General features: G+C 71.9%; 16 protein-coding genes and 1 pseudogene. 15 read left to right on the forward strand and 2 right to left on the reverse strand.

Features of this window, described 5'->3' with window-relative positions:
- The first annotated feature begins 2 nt into the window (after positions 1–2).
- From AB0L65_RS55660 to AB0L65_RS55690, 7 genes are all read left to right on the forward strand, one after another.
- Positions 3–941 (forward strand): hypothetical protein, encoded by a 939-nt coding sequence (locus tag AB0L65_RS55660; protein ID WP_364264584.1) that lies wholly within the window; start codon positions 3–5, stop codon positions 939–941.
- Positions 941–1,501 carry a cupin domain-containing protein gene (locus tag AB0L65_RS55665; RefSeq protein ID WP_364264586.1) on the forward strand — a complete coding sequence of 187 codons (561 nt, stop codon included), beginning with the start codon at positions 941–943 and terminating at the stop codon, positions 1,499–1,501. The genes AB0L65_RS55660 and AB0L65_RS55665 overlap by 1 nt, the downstream gene beginning before the upstream one ends.
- The gene (locus AB0L65_RS55670) at positions 1,498–2,733 is read left to right on the forward strand and encodes an ATP-grasp domain-containing protein (RefSeq protein WP_364264588.1); all 1,236 of its coding nucleotides are present in this window, start codon (positions 1,498–1,500) and stop codon (positions 2,731–2,733) included. The genes AB0L65_RS55665 and AB0L65_RS55670 overlap by 4 nt, the downstream gene beginning before the upstream one ends.
- Entirely contained in the window at positions 2,730–3,956 is a 1,227-nt protein-coding gene (locus AB0L65_RS55675; protein WP_364264590.1) for an MFS transporter, read from the forward strand. Before AB0L65_RS55670 ends, AB0L65_RS55675 begins: the two co-directional genes overlap by 4 nt.
- Positions 3,957–4,044: 88 nt before the next feature.
- Positions 4,045–4,497 (forward strand): hypothetical protein, encoded by a 453-nt coding sequence (locus AB0L65_RS55680; RefSeq protein ID WP_350734081.1) that lies wholly within the window; start codon positions 4,045–4,047, stop codon positions 4,495–4,497.
- A gap of 308 nt (positions 4,498–4,805) precedes the next feature.
- On the forward strand, positions 4,806–5,327 hold the full coding sequence (locus tag AB0L65_RS55685) for a carboxymuconolactone decarboxylase family protein (protein ID WP_364264592.1): 522 nt from the start codon (positions 4,806–4,808) through the stop codon (positions 5,325–5,327).
- Between the two features lie 263 nt (positions 5,328–5,590).
- Entirely contained in the window at positions 5,591–7,483 is a 1,893-nt protein-coding gene (locus tag AB0L65_RS55690; RefSeq protein WP_364264594.1) for a hypothetical protein, read from the forward strand.
- Positions 7,484–7,533: 50 nt separating this feature from the next.
- On the opposite strand, the gene AB0L65_RS55695 is transcribed toward AB0L65_RS55690, so the two are convergent.
- Positions 7,534–10,401, reverse strand: a complete 2,868-nt coding sequence (locus AB0L65_RS55695) for an AAA family ATPase (RefSeq protein WP_364264596.1) — start codon at positions 10,399–10,401, stop codon at positions 7,534–7,536.
- Positions 10,402–10,486: 85 nt separating this feature from the next.
- Here AB0L65_RS55695 and AB0L65_RS55700 point away from each other — a divergent pair, with 85 nt between their 5' ends.
- Entirely contained in the window at positions 10,487–10,636 is a 150-nt protein-coding gene (locus AB0L65_RS55700; RefSeq protein ID WP_364264598.1) for a hypothetical protein, read from the forward strand.
- Between the two features lie 506 nt (positions 10,637–11,142).
- Positions 11,143–13,311, forward strand: a complete 2,169-nt coding sequence (locus AB0L65_RS55705; protein ID WP_364264599.1) for a hypothetical protein — start codon at positions 11,143–11,145, stop codon at positions 13,309–13,311.
- A gap of 45 nt (positions 13,312–13,356) precedes the next feature.
- On the opposite strand, the pseudogene AB0L65_RS55710 reads toward AB0L65_RS55705, so the two are convergent.
- Positions 13,357–13,710, reverse strand: a pseudogene (locus AB0L65_RS55710) (recombinase family protein); the annotation flags it as partial.
- 300 nt (positions 13,711–14,010) lie between these two features.
- Here AB0L65_RS55710 and AB0L65_RS55715 point away from each other — a divergent pair.
- The 6 genes from AB0L65_RS55715 to AB0L65_RS55740 all read left to right on the forward strand — a co-directional run bounded on the left by AB0L65_RS55715 (position 14,011) and on the right by AB0L65_RS55740 (position 21,030).
- On the forward strand, positions 14,011–15,552 hold the full coding sequence (locus tag AB0L65_RS55715) for a serine hydrolase domain-containing protein (RefSeq protein ID WP_364264601.1): 1,542 nt from the start codon (positions 14,011–14,013) through the stop codon (positions 15,550–15,552).
- A gap of 114 nt (positions 15,553–15,666) precedes the next feature.
- On the forward strand, positions 15,667–16,449 hold the full coding sequence (locus AB0L65_RS55720) for a MerR family transcriptional regulator (RefSeq protein ID WP_364264603.1): 783 nt from the start codon (positions 15,667–15,669) through the stop codon (positions 16,447–16,449).
- 354 nt (positions 16,450–16,803) lie between these two features.
- A complete protein-coding gene (locus AB0L65_RS55725) occupies positions 16,804–17,658 on the forward strand; it encodes an SGNH/GDSL hydrolase family protein (protein WP_364264605.1) in 855 nt (284 codons plus the stop codon).
- A 158-nt stretch (positions 17,659–17,816) separates the two neighbouring features.
- Positions 17,817–18,986 (forward strand): cellulose-binding domain-containing protein, encoded by a 1,170-nt coding sequence (locus AB0L65_RS55730; protein WP_364264607.1) that lies wholly within the window; start codon positions 17,817–17,819, stop codon positions 18,984–18,986.
- Positions 18,987–19,015: 29 nt separating this feature from the next.
- Entirely contained in the window at positions 19,016–20,014 is a 999-nt protein-coding gene (locus AB0L65_RS55735) for a LacI family DNA-binding transcriptional regulator (protein ID WP_364264609.1), read from the forward strand.
- The gene (locus AB0L65_RS55740; protein ID WP_364264611.1) at positions 20,011–21,030 is read left to right on the forward strand and encodes a LacI family DNA-binding transcriptional regulator; all 1,020 of its coding nucleotides are present in this window, start codon (positions 20,011–20,013) and stop codon (positions 21,028–21,030) included. The genes AB0L65_RS55735 and AB0L65_RS55740 overlap by 4 nt, the downstream gene beginning before the upstream one ends.
- Positions 21,031–21,074: the final 44 nt, after the last annotated feature.

Below are 21,074 nucleotides of genomic sequence, written 5' to 3' on the forward strand. Positions count from 1 at the left end.
GCATGAAGGACGACGTCTACGACTACGACCAGCAGTTATACGACCGGTCGTTCCTCAACTGCTACCAGCGGCAGGCCATGGTCATGCTCGCCGAGCGGGTTCCCGACCTGCCGCTGGTCTTCTACAACTGCCTGGTCGGCGGCGACGACATCGCCGACCAGGTCATCCGCCTCGGCCGCCCGAAATACGACTTCCAGAGCAGGCTCCTCGACCCCGCCGCCCTCGCCCGCGTCGGGATCGCCCGCGAGTACATCCCGTTCGACACCTACGCGCAGGCGCGCGAGCTCGTCATCGACACGGCCGGGCGCGCCGGTTACGTGATCCTGTTCGTGGACGTCTACTACCTCCCGCACACCCCCGAGTACCGGACCGACCATGTCGTGCACACGATCACGCTCACCTCGTACGCGGACGGGCACTGGTCGATCCTCGACGACAACCGGGCGAGCGTCCTGTGCCGGTACGCCTACCCCGAGGACGTCATCGCCGCGGCGTACGACAACGGGAAGCTGCGGCACGTCAGCTGGTTCCCGGCCGGCCCGTACGACGCGGCGGCGGCGGTGACCGGGGCGTCGGCGGCGTTCTCCGAGGTGCTCCGGACGTACGACGACACGTACGCGCTGATGGAGGGGGTCGCGGACCTGCTGGGGACGCGGTGGATCACGCCGGCGCGGACGATCGCCCTGCTTTATGACGTTTTTTCGGTGTATGAGGGTTCGCGGGCCTGCCTGCGGGAGTTCGCCGCGCGGCAACCGGCGTACGCGGACGTCGAGCCCGCGCTCGCGGACCTCGTCGGCCGGTGCAGGGACATCAGGAACCAGCTGATGATCGGCAAGGCGATCGGCCAGGTGGACGCGTTCCGCGTGGCCACGGCATGCGCGGAGCTCCGCGCGGCGGAGGAGGACACGCTGAAGCGGCTGCGGGGACAAGGGGGAGCCTGATGGCGATCGATCCACGCCTGGTCGTGACCGGGTTCGGCCCGGACGGCGCGGCGGTGATCGTACGTGACACGCCCGTCGCGCCGATCACGGCCCGTGCGCTGCCCGGCCAGGAGATGTACCTGCTGTGGGGCAGCCCCGACGGCGGCGCGACCGTCGGACCGAAGGCCGCCGACCCGATCACGCTGCCGTTCTTCGCCGGAGCCGGCGGGACGCGGCTGCTGCTCGTGCGCTTCCCGCCCGCCTCCGCGATCGTCGGACTGCCGTCCGCGTCGTCGCCCGAGGACCAGGCCGAGATCGACGCGGAGGTCGAGGAGCGGCTCCCCGGGCTGATGGACGTCTTCGAACCCGGCGACCCGTCGGGGATGCACACCACCGACACCCTCGACTACGGCATCTGCCTCGAAGGCGAGCTCTGGCTCGAACTCGACTCCGGCGACGAGGTCCGGCTCACCCCCGGCGCCTGCGTCGTTCAGCGGGGGACCCGGCACGCCTGGCACAACCGCGCCGGGACACCGGCGCTGATGGCGTTCGTCGGCATCGGCGCGGAGCGGCCGTCATGAAGCGGCTCGTCGTCGTGGGGACGGGGCCGCGCCTGTACCGGGAGTTCATGCTGCGCCGGATCGGCGAGCGCTACGACGTCCACCTCGTCATCGGCCGGCCGGCCGAGTGGGAGACGCCGTACGTCTCCGGGGTCAGCGTCGTACCCGGCATGACGGCGGACGGCATCGTGGCCGCCGTCCGTGCGGTCGTGGCACGAGGCGCGACGGACGGCGCCGTCGACGGGGTCATGACGTGGGCCGAGGACCACGTCGTCGACACCGCGCTCGCTGCGGCGGCCGTCGGCCTGCCCGGCCCGGGCCCCGACGCCGCCCGCGCCTGCCGCGACAAGCACGTCACCCGCTCGGCCCTCGCCGCGCACGGCGTGCCGCAGCCACAGTCGGAGCTGGTCGCCGACGTGGCCGAGGCGCGCGCCGTGGCGGAGAAGTTCGGCTACCCGGTCGTCATCAAGCCCAGAGCCGGGGTCGCGAGCCAGGCCGTCGCGCTGGTCCGCGACGGCGAGGAACTGGCCGACCACTTCGCCTCCGCGCACCGTCTCCCGGCCGCCGATCTGCGATCCCCGGACCGCTCCGTGCTGATCGAGGAGTACCTGACCGGGGAGGAGATCGGCGTCGACTCCGTCGTACGGGACGGCCGGGTCCTGCCGGTCTTCGTCTCGCACAAGGAGATGGGCTACGCGCCGTACTTCGAGGAGACCGGCCACTGGACGCGCGGGGACGACCCGCTGCTCGGCGACCCCGCGATCACCCGCTTCCTCACCCGGGTCCACGCGGCCATCGGGTACGCGACCGGCGCCACGCACACCGAGCTCAAGCTCACCGACGAGGGCCCGAAGCTCATCGAGATCAACGGCCGGCTCGGCGGTGACCTCATCTCGTACCTGTGCCACAGCGCCTCCGGCGTGGACCCGGGCCTGGCTCTGGCGGCGGTCTCCTGCGGCGACGTCCCCGACCTCACGCGGACGCGCGCGCTCTGCGCGGGGATCAGGTTCGCCTACCCGCCGTGGCACGAGACCCGCGTCGAGGAGATCGCCTTCGACGAGTCCGGCCTGCCGCCGGAGGCGGACCTGGCCGTCCCGCTCGTCCGCCCGGGAGAGGTCGTCCTGCTGCCGCACAAGGACCTCATGGAGGGCCGCGTCGCCTTCGCCACCGCCGCCGCGGCCACCCGTGAGGAGCTGTCCGCCGCGCTCGACCGGGCGCTGGCGGCGTTGCGCTGCACGTGGAGCCCCGCATGACCGACGTGTCGAAGGCACCCGCCGACGAGGCTCCCGCCGGAGTGATCCGCACGCTCCGCGAGCTGCCGCGGCCGGCGATCGTGCTGCTGTTCGGCATCGCGCTGAACCGGATGGGCAGCTTCGTCGCGCTCTTCCTGGTCCTGTACCTGACCGGCATCGGCTACAGCCCCGCGCAGGCGGGGTTCGTCCTCACCGGGTTCGGGGCGGGGTCGATCGTGGGGACGTTCGTCGGCGGCAGCATGACAGGGAGGTTCGGCGCGCGGGCGGTGATCGTGTGGTCGATGCTGCTGTGCGGCTTCTCCACCGCGGGGCTCGCCGCCGTGACGGCGATCGTCCCGCTGCTGATCGTCAGCTTCGCGGCCGGCGCGTTCGGGCAGATGTACCGCCCTGCCGCGGCGACGATGCTCGCCGAGCTGACGCCGCCGCAGCGGCTCGTGATGACGTCGGCCGCCGGCCGGTTCGGGCTCAACCTCGGCGCCGCCATCGGGCCGCTGCTCGGCGTGTGGCTGGCCGCCGCGTATTCGTACCAGGTGGTCTTCGTCGTCAACGCCGTCGTCGACCTGCTCTTCGCCGTCGTCGTCCTGCTCGTCATGCCGGCCGGGGCCGGGCACCGCGCGAGCGAGGACACCGCCGCACCCGAGGACACCGCCCGTTACCGTGACCTGCTGCGGGACCGGCGGTTCCTGCTGTTCCTCGCCGGGATGTTCATCACGGCGGTCGCCGAGGTCCAGTACCAGTCGACGCTGCCGCTCGAGGTGCAGCAACGCGGCTACCCGACCGCGCTCTACGGCGCGGTCGTCGCGCTCAACGGCGTGCTCGTGATTCTCGTCGAACTGCCGCTGACCACCCTCATCCAGCGCTTCTCCATGCGGGCCACCGTCGCCGCCGGCTGCCTCCTCCTCGGTATCGGCCTGGGCCTGTTCGGCCTGCCCTTCGGCCCGTGGGTCTTCATCCTCGGAGCCGTCGTCTGGACGCTGGGAGAGATCATCAGCGCTCCCTCCATCGGCGCGTATCCGGCCCTCGCCGCCCCGACGCCCGCCTTGCGGAGCCGCTACATCGGCGCGCTGTCCACCTGCCAGACAGCGGGCTGGGCCGTCGGCCCCAGCGTCGGCACGGCGCTGTTCGAGTACGTCGGTGGCGCGGTCTGGGTGATGTGCGCGGGTCTCGGCGTGCTCGCCTGTCTCGGCATGCGCGCGGGCGTCCGCGACCTCGTGCCGCGGTAGTCACGGTCCGCAATTTTGGAGCATGCGCTCTGTTATTCTGAACCTCGGCGTTCTTCATTTGTCGCTCGAGGTAAGGAGTCGACTCCTCGTGCAGCTTCGAGTTGCGGCCATCGCCGTGGCCGCCATGACGGCGGTCCTGCCGGCGCAGGCTCCCGCGTACGCGCAGGCCAATGCATATGACCACCAGGACCCGGCCGAGACGGGCTGCTGGAACTCCGCCCAGGTGGTGCGGACCGGCACGCTCGTCAGACATCAGCCCCGCAGGGCCGCCGGGCGGATCCACCTCTGGTGGTCCCCCCGGTGCAAGACCAACTGGGTCGAGATCAGGACCGACTCCAAGGTGAGCGGCACCATCTACGTGCACACGGTGGACAACAGGAGGGACGCGTACGACTTCAAGCCGGGCAACAACGGCCGTCACTGGGGCAACATGCTCCGAGCCCCCAGAACCTGCGCCTGGGGCAGGGTCGAGGTGGAGTGGAACGCCGGCCGCCGCAGCGTCCAGACCGGCTCCGGCGGCACCGCGAAGGCGTGCGGCTGAGCGGCACTCCGGGGAATCGTTCACGGTCCCGGCCGGCCGGGACGGACCTCTGACCTGTGCGCCCGATCGAGCGCGCCCTCGGTGAGATCCGTGGTGCGAACCGGGGCGGCCGATGTCGCGTATCCCATGCAGTACGGAGGGCGCGCGCAGGGCCCGGTGCCGGGGGCGCGCTCTCGAGCGGGACGGAGAGGGGGACATATCGCCACATCGTCGCTGCGCCCGTCCTTGCTTGAAAGAGCTTCAACGAGCGAGATGAGAGTCACGACATGTCTGTAGCCACGATTGCCCCGCGGATTGCGATCAAGAACGTGACCCCCGAAGTCTCCAGCGCGATGAGCGCCCTGCACGAGGCCGCTCTGGCCGCGGCGCAGGCGGCGGACATCGCGCCGGGACTGCTCCAGCTGATCAAGATTCGCGCGTCCCAGATCAACGGCTGTTCCCTCTCGCTCGACCGGCACACCCAGGACGCGCGGGCCATGGGGGAAGGGGAGCAGCGCATCCGCGAGTTGCGGGCCTGGCGGAACAGCAAGCTCTTCAACGGCAGGGAGCGCGCCGCGCTGTCGCTGACCGAGGCGATCACCCTCGTCTTCGCGGGGCAGGTCCCGAACGAGGTGTACGCCGAGGCGGCGAGGCAGTTCGAGGAGACCCAGCTCGCGGCGCTGATCTGGGCCGCGACAGTGATCAACGCGCACAACCGGATCGCCATCACCACCCGCCTGGAGGGCAGCGGCGCGCCGCCCGACGCGGACGTCCGTGGAGCGGCGGCCGTAGGGAGCCGGAGCATGTGGTGGACGTCCGCTCGGGTGGCGGCTCAAGACCTTCCCGCCTGAGGATCTCCGTGCGATCCCTGGGGCGGTCAGGTGCCGGCACTCGAGGGTGAGCCCACCCTGGTGCCGACGCTTCTCAGGAGGTTGTCGCCTTGGCGGGGGCGGGCGCGAGATGTCGGGGTGGTCGCGCGTACATCACCCGATGTTAGCGCTCGCGCGACGGCGGATGATGCGTGGAGCAATGCCCGTCCCTTTTCGATCGCACGAAACAGGAAGGCATGTCCATGCGACCTCCGCGCCGGTTACGGCGATGGCTCACGCCTTACTTGCTGAGCCTGATCGCGCTCGTCACCGCGCTCGCCGCGGGCGTGTTCACCAGCACCCCGGCGAACGCCGGGATGCCGACGGTGACCACGCCCCCGACCAAGCCGACGATCAAACCCGTCCCGACGCTCCCTCCCATCACCATCGCCCCCACCCCGCCGACGACGCCCACGACGCTCGTCATGGCGGGGCTCGGCGACAGCTACTCGAGTGGTGAAGGCGCGAGCAAGACCAGCGTCTACAAGGGGAAGTCCGACGGCACCGAGGACTACCGGCATCAGTCCGGGCTCGCGCCGATCCATGTGGCGTGGAGCCTCCTGGAGGCGGGCCGCCATCCGGGCAGCCCGTACAAGCTCCTGCCGTGGGAGATCCGTTCCACCTGGGCCCAGGACAAGTTCGTCTTCAACGCCTCCTCGGGAGCCGAGACCAAGCACCTCAAGAACCCGCAGCGGGAAGACGACGACGACCCCAACAGCCCGATCAGGAACCCGCGCCAGCTGGACGGAATCTCGGACGCCGACATCGTCTACTTCGGCTTCGGCGGCAACGACGCCGGCTTCGGCCCGCTGGTGGCCACCGCGCTGGAGATGTTCGTCCGCGGGCGGAACATCTTTCCTTTTGAGTGGAAGGAGTCGCAGGAGTGGGCCGTCAAGCTTGAGCTGAAGCGGTTGGAGCATCGGCTGGGACAGGTCTCGGCGAACGTCGAACAGGCCCTGGTGAACACGCACGCGGGGGCGAGCAAAGCGGCGATCGTCGTGGCGCTCTACCCGCTGGGCGTCAAGCCGTCAGGCAACACCGACTCGGCCCACATCGCCGGCAAGACCATGGACAGGATGTATCCGTTCGCCGTCCGCGTGAACCAGTCGATCAAGGACGCGGTCGCACGCTTCCGCGCCAGGTTCCCCGGCGTCAAGGTCGCCGTGTTCGACCCGAATACGGCCGGGCCGAACGGCACCAGCGTGGTGGCCGGTCACGAGCTCGGCACGGCGGAACCGTACTTCAACGAGGCGAAGTTCCGGGGGAAGGGGTACGCGGCGGCGAACGGGGCGTTCAAGGCGCTCCAGGAGAGTTTCCACCCGAACGAGCCGGGCTCCGTGGCCATCGGCAGGGCGCTGGCGACCTTCATGGCCGGTCAGTTCCCCGAGTGGTTCCCGAACGGGCCCAACTCCTCCGAGGTCACGATCGACGCGCAGGCCTCCGCCGCGGACCCGGACGCCGACCAGGCGCTAGAGGAATGGGTGAAGGCGAATCCTGGGCAATTGTGCGAAGGCACCCACATCGACAGCATCTGCCACTTCATCGGGCCGGACGGCACGATCAAGTTCCCGGTCGACGTGGTGACGGATCCGCTCCCGCTGCCACCGATCGATGAGGCCGTGGTGGTCGGCGGCGGCGGCGTCAACGGCAGTCCTCCGTCACCGGGGACCTGGATTCCCGCCTCCTACCCGTCGGGCGGCGGCGTCGGCGGCGGTACGGGCGGCAGCGGCGGTACGGGCGGCAGCGGCGGTACGGGCGGCAGTGGTGGCTCCGGCGGGACCGGTGGCTCGGGTGGCTCCGGCGGCTCCGGTGATGGCGGCGGCTCAGGCGACGGCGGCTCAGGCGGGACCGGCGGTACTGGTGGCACAGGCGGAACCGGTGGCACCGGTGGTGGTGGCGGAGTGACGAACACCCCCACCGGCGATCCCTGCCAGCCCACCGCCGTGGACCCGGGCATCTCGGGCGGCTGGGCCATGCAGGTCCAGACCTCCGTCATGCGCGGCGGCGGCCTGCAACTGCCCGTCAACCTCGTCTGGGTGCAGTTCTCCGTGCCGTCCCAACCGGCCAACCCCTGCAATGACCCCAGCATCGATGACAACGACGACATCACCGACATAACCGACGAGGAGTGGGCGTAAGGATCAGGGGCTGCCGGGCGGGCTCGCACCGCCCGGCAGCCAGGCCGGGCTCACCCTGCCCCCGGGTTGTCGCCCGGACCGGTCAGCCGTCTGGCCAGCGCCACCCGCGAACGTACGCCGAACTTGCTGAAGATGCGCGCGACATGCGTCTCCACCGTCTTCTGGCTGACCTGCAGGCGCTCGGCCACCTCCCGGTTGGTCAGCCCTTGGCCGACGAGCTCGGCCACCTGACGCTCCCGCTCGGTCAGCTCCGGCGGTCCGCCGATCCTCCACCCCGCGCGCCGGGGGCCCTGGGCCGCGAGCTGCCGCTCCACCCGGGCGAGCTGACCGGCGAGCCAGTCGGCTCCCGACTCCTTGTAGGCAGCCTTGGCCAGGCCGATCTCGGCGCGGCACGGCGCCACCTCACCCATGCGCCCGAGGACGGTGGCGAGCAGTTGATGCGCCAGCCCCCGTTCGACGACGGCGCCGCTCTCGCCGAACCGCTCGGCGGCGACCCGGGCGGCCGCCACGGCCCCGGCCAGGTCGTCGTGGACGTACAACGCGCGGGCGCGGGCGTCGTAGGCCGTACCGAGCTGGTAGGCGAGACCGTCGGCGGCGGCGACCGCCGCCGCCGATCGGGCGAGCGCGGTGCCGACGTCGCCGTCGGCCGCCGCGCGGATCGACTGCGCCGCCAGCCGTTCCACCTCGGTGTCGCGGGAGAGGACAGAGGGGAGCGGCGGAGCGTGACCTGCCTCGGCGCGGCCGGCGGCGAGGCGGACCCTGGCCACGGACACGTGCGCCATCGCCCCCCACCACGGCGAACCCGGACCGGCCTCCGCGACCTGCCCGGCGAGCGTCATGGCGGGACGTACGCCGTGCCGCCACAACACCGGCAGCAACATGACGCTCCGGGCCATCGCCAGGGTCTCGCCGCTGCGGATGTACTCGGAGGCCGCGGCGGCGTGCTCGGCGATGTCGATGGCCTCCGCCAGGCGTCCGGTCCTGGCCCTGTGGTGGGCCTGGCTGATCAGCAGGTACGGCATCGCGTAGCTGCTGCCGGACATCGTCGCCAGTTCGATGCCCCGGCTCAGGTGGCGCGCGGCGTCCCCCGGACGCCCGAGACACGTCTCGCCCCAGGAGAGCGGGGCGACGAGTTCCACGTGGCGCAGCAGGGCGGTGTCCGGCGCGCTGTCCATCAGCCATCCGGCCCGCCCGCTGTGCGACCGCGCGGCGGCGACGTCGCCGTCCTGCAGGCAGGCCAGGGCCAGCAGCGCGTACGCGGCGGCGCCGAGCGCGGGATCGTTCGTCCGCGAGATGTGCCCGATGGCTTCGAGCGCGTGTCTGCGCCCGCCCTCGGCGTCCGCGCGCAGCATCGCCACCGCGGCCAGCTCCACCAGGAACGGCGTCAGCACCCGCGGATCCTGCCCGGCCGCCGGGAACTGCGCGCTCAGCAGGGCCCGCGCCTCGTCCAGCCGGCCCAACAACCGCGAGATCATCGAGGAGAAGGCCACCGCTCTCGTGGCCACCTCGTTCGGGAGGCGGATGACCTCGTGCAGGATGCGCCGGCTCTCGGTCAGCGAGCCCATCACTCCGGTGGCCTTCGCCAGCCCGGTGAGCAGGTGGCCGCGGTACGGCACGAGGTCGTCGCGTTCCGGCAGCACCCGCAGGGCGTCGCGGAGCAGCCGCACCGCGGTCGCGGGCGCCGAGTCGATGTAGGCGTAGCCCGCCTCGCCCAACGTCCTGGCCGCCTCCTCGTCACCTTGCTCGGCGTACCGTTCGGTGTGGTGGGCGAGCAGCGCGAGGGGTCCGCCGCTGCGGCGCACGTACCCGGCGACCCGGGCGTGGGCCGCGATGCGCCAGCTGGGGCCGCACGTGTCGTACGCGGCGGCGCGTACGAGGGGGTGGCGGAAGGCGAACCGCGGGCCCGCCAGCGTTCCGAGCCCCTGCCGGCAGAGCTCGTCGACGGCGACCGCCGCGGTGGCGGCGTCGAGCTCGGCGACCTGGGCGATGACGACGGGCGAGGCCAGCTCGCCGGCGACCGCCGCCGCGTACGCCGCCAGCCGCCCCGCCGGGGTGAGCCGGTCGAGCTCCGTGCGCAGCATCGTCAGCAGCGTCTCCTCCAGGGCGAGCGCCGCCCCCGGGCCGCCGTCGGCCAGCTTCGCCAGGGCGCTGTCGTCGGCGTCGTGCAGGGCCCGCAGGAACAGCGGGTTGCCGCCGCTGATCCGATACATCAACCGCCGGCGCCGGGGGCCGGCGTCGGACGGCATGAGCGCCGCCGCCGTCTCCTCGTCCAGCGGGGACAGGCTCAGCCGGGTAACGTACGCGTCCTGGCGGGCGACGGCGTCGGCCACCGCCGGCGGGATCATCGAGGAGCGGCAGGCGATGGCCAGCAGGAATCCGGTGGCGGGCGGGTGGCGAAGCAGGAACTCGGTCAGTTCGAGCGACGGGGCGTCCGCCCAGTGCAGGTCGTCGAGCGCCAGCACGGCGCCGCGGCCGGTCGCCAGGTGGGTCAGGAGCGCACGAATGCCTCGATAGGCATGGAAGCGATCCAGCCTGCCCCGTATGGTGTCGCTTGTCTCGCCCACCGACAGCAACGTGTGCAGCGCGGACTCCGCGAGGTCACCGGGCCGGCCGCCGTCGACGTGCCCGCCCTGTTCGTCCGCCAGCCGGGTGAAGGCGTCCACGTACACGCCGAACGGGACCAGCCGCTCGAACTCGGTGGCGCTGCCGGCGAGCACGGTCCGCCCGGCCTCGTGCGCCCGCTCGGCCAGGTGCTCCAGCAGACGGGTCTTGCCCACCCCCGGCTCGCCGTCGATGAGGACCAGCCCGCATCCGTCGACGACGGCCTCCTGGATCCTGGCCAGCTCGCCGGTCCGCCCGACCAACTCGGGGCGCAGCGTCCGGACAGATCCCAGCCTCGCCGACGTGCCATCGGTCATGACATCCTCCGGATCATCCAGGCGATCAGGTAAGGATCAGGCGCCGAGTTGATCATACAAATCCGGATGCTCGTAGTCCGGTGGCGTGCGTAACGGTCTGTCGTGGCGGCAGGCGCAGATGCTCTGTGGGCAGGCGGTCGTCGTGGTGCTCGCGTTCTTGCAGACCAAGGCGTCGATCAAGATGACCGCCGACATCCTGCGCGGCAGCGGTGGCCAGGGACCGGGGCCGGTCTGACCGCCTGCTGAGCGTCCCGGAACACGCCCTTGTTCCGGAGGTTGCTCGTCGTGGTTTCCGGTGACAGTGGTTCGCAAGGGCGTCGGGGTGAAATATGGGTCATCTCGACAGGCTCAAACGGAGTAGCGGTGCGTGGAAGTATGAAATGTCCGGACTGCGGTGCGGTGTTGTCCGGGACCGGGTCCCAGGGGCCGGTGTCCAGATGCCCGAGGTGTGCGCTGCCTCTGGAGGCGCCCGCGGCGCACGAGCTCTGGCTGGTGGATCAGGCTCTCGCCGGGCTGAGGGTTCAGCAGGCCAGGCTGCAGGCTCGCCGTGCGGAACTGCTCGGCATCCTGCGCGCCGGCGCGGCGGGTCAGAGTGCGGCAGGAGCAGGAGCAGGGACGGGCGTGGGGGCGGCGAGTCAGGGGGCCGCGGGAGCGGCGCCTTCCCATGCGGGTGTGTTGCCGCCGTATCCGGGGGTGGCGGCCGGGCCTGGAGGTGCGGGGCCCGGTGTTCCGGGGCGGGAGGTGTCTCCGGGTGCCGCGAAGAATGTCCTGCTCATCCTCGGTGGGCTGCTGCTGACGGTGGCGGCGGTGGTGTTCACCGTGGTGAGCTGGGGGCAGATGAGCATGGTCGGGCGGGCGGCCGTGCTGGCCGCGTTCACCGCGCTGGTCATGCTGGCGCCGGTCGTGCTGATCCGACGCCGGCTCACCGCGACGGCCGAGACCCTGGCCGGGCTCGCGGTCGTGCTGCTGCTGCTCGACGGGTACGCGGCCAGGCGGGTGGGCTTCCTCGGGGTGGACGCACTCGACGCGCTGCACTACACGGCGGGGATGTTCGGGCTCACCGCGCTCATTCTGGTGGCTTATGCCCGGGTCACCCGGCTGCGCGGGCCCGCTCCGGTCGCCGTGGTGCTGGCGCAGCCGGTCCTGCCGCTGCTGACGGGTGACCTGCCGGAGACCTGGCTGGTGGCCATGCTGGTGGCCACGGCGGCCTTGGACGTCCCCCTGGTTCGCTATGGCCGGGGAGCGGTGTGGGTGACGGCCGCCGTGGCAGGCAGCGGGGTCGCGACGCTCGCGCTGCTGGTGGGTGCGGCGGACGCGCTCGGGTCCCCTTCCGTCGGTCAGGCGCTGGTCGGGTCGGCGCCGCTGGTCGCGCTGGCTCTGCTCGGGGGGTTCGTGACGTGGCTGCTGGCCAGGCCGGGCAAGGCTCTGGGGGAGACCTGGGCGGCCGTGGTCACTGTCGGGACCGCGCTCACGCTGATCGTTGTCCCGGCGGCGCTGGCGCAGCCGGTGCTGGTCGGGCCGGGGACGAACTGGCGTCCTCTGGCGTACCTCGTTCCCGCACTCGTGGTGGTGCTCGCCGCCGCCTGGCTGCCCTGGCGGCGGGTACGGCTGGCGGGCATGGCCACCGGTGGGCTGGTGGCGCTGCTGACCACGCTGGTGGTGCTGCCTCGGCTCGTGGCCACGCTGGTGGCGCCGCTCGCCTGGCTGGACGTGCTCTGGACGGGCACATGGGACGGACGGCAGTGGCCGCCGTTCGAGATGGCGACCCCGGCGGATGTGGCGGTGCTGGGCACGTTGGCGGCCGGCCTCCTGGCGGTGGCCGTGCGCGGCACCGACGGGTGGCCGATGCCGATGAAGGGGGCGGCGTCCGAGGCAGCGGCGTCCGAGGCAGCGGTGTCCCAGGCGCCGGCGTCCGAGGCAGTGGTGTCCCGCGCGCTGGTGTTTCGGGGGCTGGCGGTCGGGGCGCTGGTGGCCGGGGTGCTCATGGTCGCGGTCGCACCTCAAGCGTTCGCGATGCCCTACCCGGCCGCGGCGGCGGTGCTGGCGGTGCTGGCCGTCGCGCCGGCGGTGGCCGCCACACTCGGCCGGGCGCCCTGGTGGGCGGTGGCCTGCGCGCTCGTCGCCGGTCCGGCCTCGGTACGGGCGGCGGCGTACGCGTTCGGCAGCGAGCCGGCGACGCTGATCGTGCTGCCGATCCTGGCGCTGGCGGCCGCCGCGCTGGCGCTGGTGGCCAGGGTGAAGGAGCTGAGGGTCTGGGGGCTGGGTTTCGCCGCGCTGTTCCTCGGACTGGAGGCGGTGGCGGTGGGGTTCTCGCTGGGCCTGCGCGTCCTGGTCGCGGCGAGCGTGGGATTCGCCGTGGCCGGAGTGCTGGTGCTGCTCATGTCGCTGTGGGCAGGCGGTGCGAGCGGCCTCAGGTACGCCGGCACCATCCTGCTCCTGCTGGCTTCGTGGCTGCGGCTGGGGGCGGACGAGGTGACCGTCGTCGAGGCGTACACCGTGCCGTGCTCGCTGGTGCTGCTGGTATCCGGCTGGTTGCGGCGGCGCGGCGCGCCGGTCTCGTCCTGGGCGGCCTACGGCACGGGCCTCTCCTTCACGATGCTGCCCAGCCTGGTGGTCGTCTATTCGGATACGGAATGGCGGCGGTCGCTGGCGCTCGGCGTGCTGGCGCTGGCGGTGCTGTTCGCCGGAGCCCGGTTCCGGCTGCAGGCGCCCACGGTGGTCGGAGGCGTCGTGCTCGCCGGGGTCGTGGTGCGGGAGCTGGCCCCGTACGTGTCGGAGATGTTCCTCGCGGTGCCGCGCTGGGTGCCGATCGCCGTCGGCGGGGTGCTGCTCGTGGTCGTCGGGGCGACGTACGAGGCTCGCATGCGGGACCTGCGCCGGGTGCGTGACGTTCTGAGGGCGATGGGGTGAACGGCGAGCCGGTCGACCTGGTCGGCCACGGCTGGGGCTGCATCCTCACCGCCCGGGTCGAGTCCCTGCGCCCCGACCTGGTACGCACCTGGGCTTGATCCAGGTTCTACCTGGAGGGGCCCGTGGACGGAGGGGCGTCCGACGCTGGTACTCGGTGGCCGGGTCGGCCAGGGCCATGCTCTCGCGGGTGCGCGTGTGCCCGGGGTTGGCCTCGAACTCGGCGACCATGGCGAGGGTCTGCAGGAACAGCCGCCCGAACGGGTCGTTCCAGTCGTGGACCTTGGCGCCCGGGCCGGGCAGGGCGGTGAGGATCTCGTTGGCCTCAGCCAGGTCGCGGGCGAACCGGTCGAACTTGGTCACGGCGAAGACGCTGCCGTCCCACCCGGCGGCGAGGGCTTGGTCGAGGCCGGCGCTGTTGCGGCGAAGAGGCCGCGGTCGATACTGCTCCGATCCTCGGGGACGCCGAGAGCCAGGAGCTGCCCGGTGTTCCGGTGGGGGATCGCCTTACGGAAGGCTGCCGGACCGTGCGAGATGCGACTGGCACCCGACGGGGACGGCGTCCTGCTCCCGCAGCTGTCTCAACGCCCCAAAGTAGTTGTGAGCTGGATCACGGTTGAGGTTGACCTTGGGTCAGGGTGGAAGCTCGGCGCAGCGGCACGACGCCGACATGGACATAACAGATTCAAAGGACGAACCACCATGACGATCATCCTTTCCGACCAGGACAAGAGCACCCTGCGGATTGCCGCGTACGGCGCCGTGTCGTTGATGGCCGCCGCCGGTGCCGCCGGCAAGCCCCACAAGATCGCCGCCAACGGCAGCATCGCGCTGGGTTCGGCCACCGGCCTGGTCGGGCACGTGCTCGCCGAGTATCCCAGGGGCAAGGACCTGGTGGGCAAGTCCGTGGCCGAGATAGCCGACCGCGTGCTGCCGGCCCTGACCGCGGCCATGAACCTGCTGAAGACGCAGGATCCGGCCGAGGCCGGCAACTTCCGCAGCGCCGTTCTCATCGCGGTCGAAACCGCACAGACGCACCAGGGCCGGCCGAGCCCTGCCACGGCCGAGATGGCCCGCAAGATCACCGAAGCCCTCGACGCCGCCAGGGCGGCCACCGCGGACAGCGGCGCCGTATCGGAAGCTGCGGGCGGGCAGGATCGCCCGGAGCTGCGGAAGGCGATCGAGGAGATCGTCGATGCCGGTTTCGTCGGGGTGTCGCTGCGCGTGCACGATGAGCGGGGTGAATGGGCCGGCAGCGCAGGGGCGGCCGAACTGGGCGGGACCGCCAAGCCACCGATCAACGGACACGTCCGGATCGGCAGCAACACCAAGACCTTCACCGCCACCCTGGTGCTGCAACTGGTGGCCGAGGGCAAGGTCGGGCTGGACCTCCCGGTGGCGAACTATCTGCCCGGGTTCGGGCTGGACGAGCGGATCACGGTGCGGATGCTGTTGCAGCACACCAGCGGGGTGTTCAACTTCAGCGGCGAGGTCTACGAGGACGGGACGGTCGTGCCGGGGATCCCCATCCCCTACGGCGCCACGGGCAAGGAGTGGGTGGACAACCGGCTCAAGACCTACCGGCCGGAGGAACTGGTACGGCTGGCGTTGTCCAAGCCGGCGCGGTTCGAGCCGGGCACGGGCTGGAGCTATTCCAACACCAACTACGTGCTGGCCAGGCTGCTGGTCGAGAAGGTCACCGGCCGCTCGCTGGCCGAGGAGATGCGGCGGCTGATCCTGGGGCCGCTCGGGCTGTCGGACACCGTGGTGCCGGACGCCTCGCCGGAGATCCCCGCGCCCCACGCGCACGCCTATTACCGGTACGAGGATGCCGGCGAGCAGCAGACGATCGACATCACCCGCCAGAACCCCTCCTGGATCTCCACCGGCGGCGACATGATCTCGACCACCCAGGACCTGCACACGTTCATCTCCGCGCTGCTGGGCGGCAAGCTCCTGCCCGCCCCGCTGCTGGCCGAGATGTGCACCCCGCACCCGACGGGCATCCCGAACATGGACTGCGGCCTGGGAGTGTTCGTGGTGACCACGGACGGCGGCGGCACGCTCATCTCCCACAACGGCGCCGCCGTGGGCCACGCGGCGCTGATGTACAGCACCCCCGACGGCAGCAAGACCCTGACCGCCGCGCTGAACTGCGTGGACGACGCCGACTTGTCCATCGCAGCAGCGTTCCAGAAGGCCCAGCAGAGGCTCCTCAACGAGGTGTTCGGCCGACGGGGCTGAGCACCTGTGACCCATACGCCTCAAGGGGCCACGCCGAGCTCGGCGTGGCCCGTCCCCATGCTCGGCTGTGGTCTGCCCGGTCGCCGAGCTCGAGCACAAGGCAGGATTGCGCAGATGAACGGAGTCACGATCGGGCAGGCGGCGGCTTTCGTCGGCATCACGGTGAAGACGGTGCGGCACTACCACAAGCTTGGCCTGGTGAAGGAGCCGGAACGCGACAGCTCCGGCTACCGGCGGTACGGATCGGCCGACCTGTTGCGACTGGTGCAGGTCCGGACGCTGGCCGGCGCCGGGGTGCCACTGGCCGAGATCGGGCCGATGCTCGACGCCGACCCCGCGCTGTTCACCGCCGCGCTCGCCGACGTCGAGCGGCAGCTTGACGAACGGATCGAGGAGCTGATCGCACGGCGTGACACGCTGCGCCGGCTCGCCGACGGGGACCGGGCTCTGCTGCCCGACCGTGCCGTGGTGCTACTGGAGCGACTGTCCGGCCTCGGCTTCCCCGCGGACGAGGTGGCGGCCACCAGGGAGGGCTGGGTGCTGGCCAGGGCCCTGGTCCCCGAGGGCTTCGACGACTACCTCACGCATGTGGAGCACGCCCTCGACGACACCCGGTTCGTCGCCTTGATCAAGCGCGGCGCCGAAGCCGCGGCCTGGGAACCGGACGACCCGCGCCTCGCCGAGCTCGCCACCGCCATGGCCGACCACTTCCTCGCCAACCCCGCACATCTGAAGATCGTGACCGGTCTGCAAGCCCGCACCGAGGCCGCGACCCGGTACAAGCTGATCGCCCTCCACGGCGAAGAGCAGGGATCGGCCGCGGCCCGGGGGGTCTCGCTCGTCGAGACCAAGCTCCGCGCCGCCGGCGTCCATATCCCCAGACCAGACACCCACTGACCGCGCCGTGCTCGCTCGTCGCCGTGGAGACACTCCTCCGCCACCGCCCGCTGCCCGACGCCGCACTCGCCGAGCAACCATGATCGCGGGCATGCCGCATCGCCACCACGGGCACCGCCCAGGCGCAGGCGGCGAAGGTTTTCAAGCGGAACTCCACCGCCGTGCTGAGCATCCGTACGCCGAGGGTCGACCCGGGCTCGATGCCGGTCACCTTGCGGGGGCGAAGTGGGGGATTTGCGTGGAGTGTCCAGCGTAAGCTGATGCATCTCGCTCACGCTGCCGCAGGCGGCCGGTACGGTGACGCGGGGCTGAGGCGGTAAGGCAGGGGGCGATCGCGTGCGGTGGGTGAGCGTCATGCGCGGGCGTCACGGAGCGGGCCGCCGCGACACCGGCATGACCCGGCGGTTCAGAGGGGTCGCGGTGATCGCGGTCCTCGCCGTGGCCTGGAGCGTCGCGCTTGAGACCGTCCCGGTCGCGAGGGTGGCGAGGGACGCGCGAGCCGGTGAGACGGTCACCACCCCGCACTCCGGACCGGCGGCGGTGACCTCCATCGTGGGGCTGGGCGATTCGGTGCCGGCGGGCTCAGCGTGCGACTGCGACACCTTCGTCTCGCTGATCAGGAAGACCCTGGCGACCAGGCAGGGCACCGGCGTCGCCGTCGACAACCTGGCCACCGGGGGGCTCACCTCGCAGGGGTTGCTCGACCAGATGGACGACGGGTCGGCGACGGACGCCATCGTGAAAGCCGACCTGGTGATCATCACCATCGGCGCCAACGATTTCGACAGCGACGCGCTCGAGGACGACGACTGCGCTGCCCGCGCGGGCCTGGCCTGCTACCAGAACGACCTCGCGCGGCTGCGCGCCAACGTGGATGGCATCCTCGGCAAGGTTCGCGCGCTGCAGACCCGCCCGCGCAGCCGGATCGTCGTGACCGGCTACTGGAACGTGTTCCTGGACGGCGACAGTGCCCGGGCCAAGGGGACGGCGTACGTGTCGAACAGCGACGCCCTCACGCGCATGGTGAACCGGACCCTCGCCGGTGCGGCCGCGGCGAAGGGCGCGCGTTACGTCGACGTCTACGGACCGTTCAAGGGGGACGGCTCCCGGGACGACACCCCGCTGCTGGCCGCCGACGGCGACCACCCCAACGCCGCCGGCCATCGGGTCATCGCCGACTCCATCCTGTCCGCCCTCGCCGCGGGCTGATCCCGTGCGGCCGGGATGAAAGGTTCAGCGGTGAGCTCCCTGGTCAGGTGCGTAGGGAGCAGGCGCGGGGTTGACACTTCGGCGGGATCCCGCGAACCATCGTCGTCAAGAGACGGTTTGGGAGCGCTCCCATACGGACCCCGAAGGCGAGCGATGTCATGTCCGGTCCCCACACGCTGTCTGCCCGGCTCTGGGCAGTCGTCGCCTGCGTCGCCGTGGCGATCGGCGGCATCGCCGCCGTGACCGCCCCCGCTTCCGCGGACACCGGGTGCAAAGTGGACTACTCCGTGAACTCCTGGCAGGGCGGCTTCACCGCGCAGGTGAAGGTGACGAACCTGGGGACGGCGCTCAGCGGGTGGCGGCTGCGGTGGACGTACGCCGGGGACCAGCGGGTGACGAGCGCGTGGAACGCGCAGGTCGAGCAGAACGGCCGGGTCGTGACGGCGGTCAACGTGGCGTGGAACGGCGCGCTGGCCACGGGCGGCAGCGCCGAGTTCGGCCTGCAGGCCACCTGGTCGTCGGCCAACCCCGTGCCCACCGACTTCACGCTCAACGACGTGGCCTGCAACGGCACCACGACCCCGAGCCAGACCCCCACCGTCACGCCCACGGTCACCCCGACGGTCACCCCCACGGTGCCGCCCGGCTGCTCGGGGGCGACAGTCTGCTCCGGGTTCGAGGACCAGGCGGGCAGCCCGTCCGGCGACTGGCAGGTCGTCACCCCCAACTGCGCCGGCACCGGCACGGCCGTGATCGACACCGCGATCACGCACAGCGGCGGCAAGTCCGTGCGGGTCAACGGGGGCGGCGGCTACTGCAACCACCTCTTCGTCGGCACCACCCGCGACGTCTCCCGCGTCGGCCCGGTGGTCTACGCCAGGATGTGGGTCCGGCACACGACCGCCCTGCCCGCGACGCACGTCAGCATGATCACCATGGCCGACGCCAATGACGGCAACCGCGACCTGCGCATCGGCGGCCAGAACGGCGCCCTGCAGTGGAACCGCGAGTCCGACGACGCCACCCTGCCCGAGCAGAGCCCGGCGGGCGTCGCGCTCAGCACCGCGCTTCCCGTCAACCGCTGGGTCTGCCTGCGCTACGAGATCGACACCACCAAGCAGTCGATGCGTACGTACCTGGACAACCAGGAGGTCGCCGGCCTGCGCGTGGACGGCACCCCGACGCAGGACATCGACTCCCAGTGGCTGCGCCGCGCCACCGCGCCGCGCCCGGCCACGCTGCGGCTGGGCTGGGAGAGCTACGGCAGCGACCAGGACACCCTCTGGTACGACGACGTGGCCCTCGGCTCGGCACCCCTGGCCTGCTGATCACAAACCGAATGCTGAGAAGTCCTACCGTGACCTACGCTGTTCGCATGCGCGTGACGATGCGGGAGGTGGCCGATCGGGCGGGCGTCTCGATCAAGACCGTGTCACGTGTGGTGAACGGCGAGCCGCACATCCGTCCGGAGAAGGTGAGCCGGGTGCATGCGGCGATCGACGAGCTCGGCTGGGTCCCCAACCGGGCCGCCAGGACGCTCAGGACCGGGCAGGTCGGGGTGGTCGGCATCGCCGTCACCGAGCTGCGCCGCCCGTATCTCGCGGGTCTCGTCGAAGCCCTGGTCACCGAGGCCGATCGGTGGGGGATGCTCGCGGCGGTCGAGCCGACGCACGGCGATCCGGCCCGGGTGGCGGCGGTGCTCGCCGGCCGGGGGAAGACGTTCGACGGCGTGGTGCTGATCGGGCCGGTCGGGCCGGTCGGCGACGGGCTGGACGACCGCCCGGTGGTGGTCGTGCAGGGCGGCGCGGCCGAGGTGGATCGGGTCGAGGTGGATCGCGTTCAGGAGGACGTCGCGGAGGCGGCGGCCCTGATGGCCCGCCACCTCGCCGTCATGGGCCGGTCCCGCCCGGCGCTGCTCGGCGCGCATCAGGATGAGCTGCGCGCCTGTCTCGACCGATCCGGCCCGGTGCCCGTGCCGTGCGCGGATCTCGGCGAGGTGGCCGACCGGCGCGCGGGCGCGCGGGCCGCCGTACAGGTGCTGGAGCGGCACCCGGACGTCGACGTGCTGCTGTGCGTCAACGACGAGGTGGCGCTCGGGGCCCTCGCGGCGCTCGTCAAGCACGGGGTGGACGTCCCGGGACGGGTGGCGGTCGCCGGCTACGGCAACCTGGAGGACGGGCGGTTCTCGACGCCGTCGCTCACCACGATCGACCCGGGACCGGCCCGGCTGGCGCGCAGCGCGCTGGAGCTGCTCGCCGAGCGCCTCGCCGGCACGGCGCCGCGACAGCCGCGCGCGCTCGTCTCGCCGGTCGAGCTGATCCGGCGTGAGTCCACGCTCGGCCGGGACCCGCGGTGAAGCGCCCGACGCTGGCGGATGTCGCCGTGCGGGCCGGGGTCTCGGCGAAGACCGTGTCCAACGTCCTGCTCGGCCGCCCGCATGTCTCGGCCGCCACCCGGGCCAAGGTCCAGGCCGCGGTCGAGGAGGTCGGCTACGAGGCGGGACACGCCACGAGCCAGGCCGGGCGCGGGCTCGCCTCCGGCCGGACCGGCCGGATCGCCGTCGTCGTGCCGAACCTCTACCAGCCGTACTTCGCGGAGAACGCCGAGCGGCTCATCCTCGCCCTGGCCGAGTGCGGGTTCACCAGCACGCTGCGGATCGCCAACGGCGGGGAGCGCGAGCGTGACGCGGTGCTCGGCGTGACGACCGCCGACGTCGACGGCGTCATCATCTGCCCGCACCACCTGTCGGACGAGCTGCTCGCCGGCGCGGCGCCGCGGCGCCCGGCGGTGGCCCTCGGCGGCGCGCCGATCAAGACGCTCGACGGCGTGCTGATGGGGGAGCACGCGGGCTTCCTGGCGATCACCCGGCACCTGCTGGCCACCGGCCGACGGCGGCTCGCGTTCGTGTGGAACGGTCCGGCGGGCGCAGTCCCGACCGGGGACCGCTACTCCGGGTTCGTCGCCGCTCTGGAGGAACACGGCATCGAGCATGATCCTTCGCTCGTAGCCTACAGCTCCGACTGGGACCGCAGGGCCTCGGGCTACGAGGCGATGGTGGGGCTGCTGCGGCGCTCCGGCCCCAGGTTCGACGCCGCGGTCTGCGTCAACGACACGATCGCCGTGGGCGTGCTGAAAGCCCTGCGCGCGCACGCCATCCGCATCCCCGAGGACGTCGCGGTCACCGGCTTCGACGACACGGACGAGGGGGAGTTCACCATCCCGTCGTTGTCGTCGGTGAGCCCCGACCAGGGTGAGATGGTGGCCGCCGCCGTCCACCTGCTCATCGAGCGCCTCGACGGGTACGACGGCGCGGCCCGGCAGGTCCACACCGGTGTGCACCTGCTGGTTCGCGACTCGTCCGGACCGGCCTGACCCACTCCGCACCCCTCGACGCGGTCACTTCTTCCCCTGATTGT

It is taken from the genome of Nonomuraea sp. NPDC052116 (assembly GCF_040680035.1).
Classification (GTDB): Bacteria; Actinomycetota; Actinomycetes; order Streptosporangiales; family Streptosporangiaceae; genus Nonomuraea; species Nonomuraea angiospora_A.

Coding starts and splice junctions, on each gene's coding strand:
- AB0L65_RS55730 (WP_364264607.1), top strand. CDS start 17,817: ATGTCCGGTCCCCACACGCTGTCTGCCCGGCTCTGGGCAGTCGTCGCC.
- AB0L65_RS55660 (WP_364264584.1), top strand. CDS start 3: ATGAAGGACGACGTCTACGACTACGACCAGCAGTTATACGACCGGTCG.
- AB0L65_RS55675 (WP_364264590.1), top strand. CDS start 2,730: ATGACCGACGTGTCGAAGGCACCCGCCGACGAGGCTCCCGCCGGAGTG.
- AB0L65_RS55665 (WP_364264586.1), top strand. CDS start 941: ATGGCGATCGATCCACGCCTGGTCGTGACCGGGTTCGGCCCGGACGGC.
- AB0L65_RS55670 (WP_364264588.1), top strand. CDS start 1,498: ATGAAGCGGCTCGTCGTCGTGGGGACGGGGCCGCGCCTGTACCGGGAG.
- AB0L65_RS55715 (WP_364264601.1), top strand. CDS start 14,011: ATGACGATCATCCTTTCCGACCAGGACAAGAGCACCCTGCGGATTGCC.
- AB0L65_RS55720 (WP_364264603.1), top strand. CDS start 15,667: ATGAACGGAGTCACGATCGGGCAGGCGGCGGCTTTCGTCGGCATCACG.
- AB0L65_RS55695 (WP_364264596.1), bottom strand. CDS start 10,401: ATGACCGATGGCACGTCGGCGAGGCTGGGATCTGTCCGGACGCTGCGC.
- AB0L65_RS55725 (WP_364264605.1), top strand. CDS start 16,804: ATGCGCGGGCGTCACGGAGCGGGCCGCCGCGACACCGGCATGACCCGG.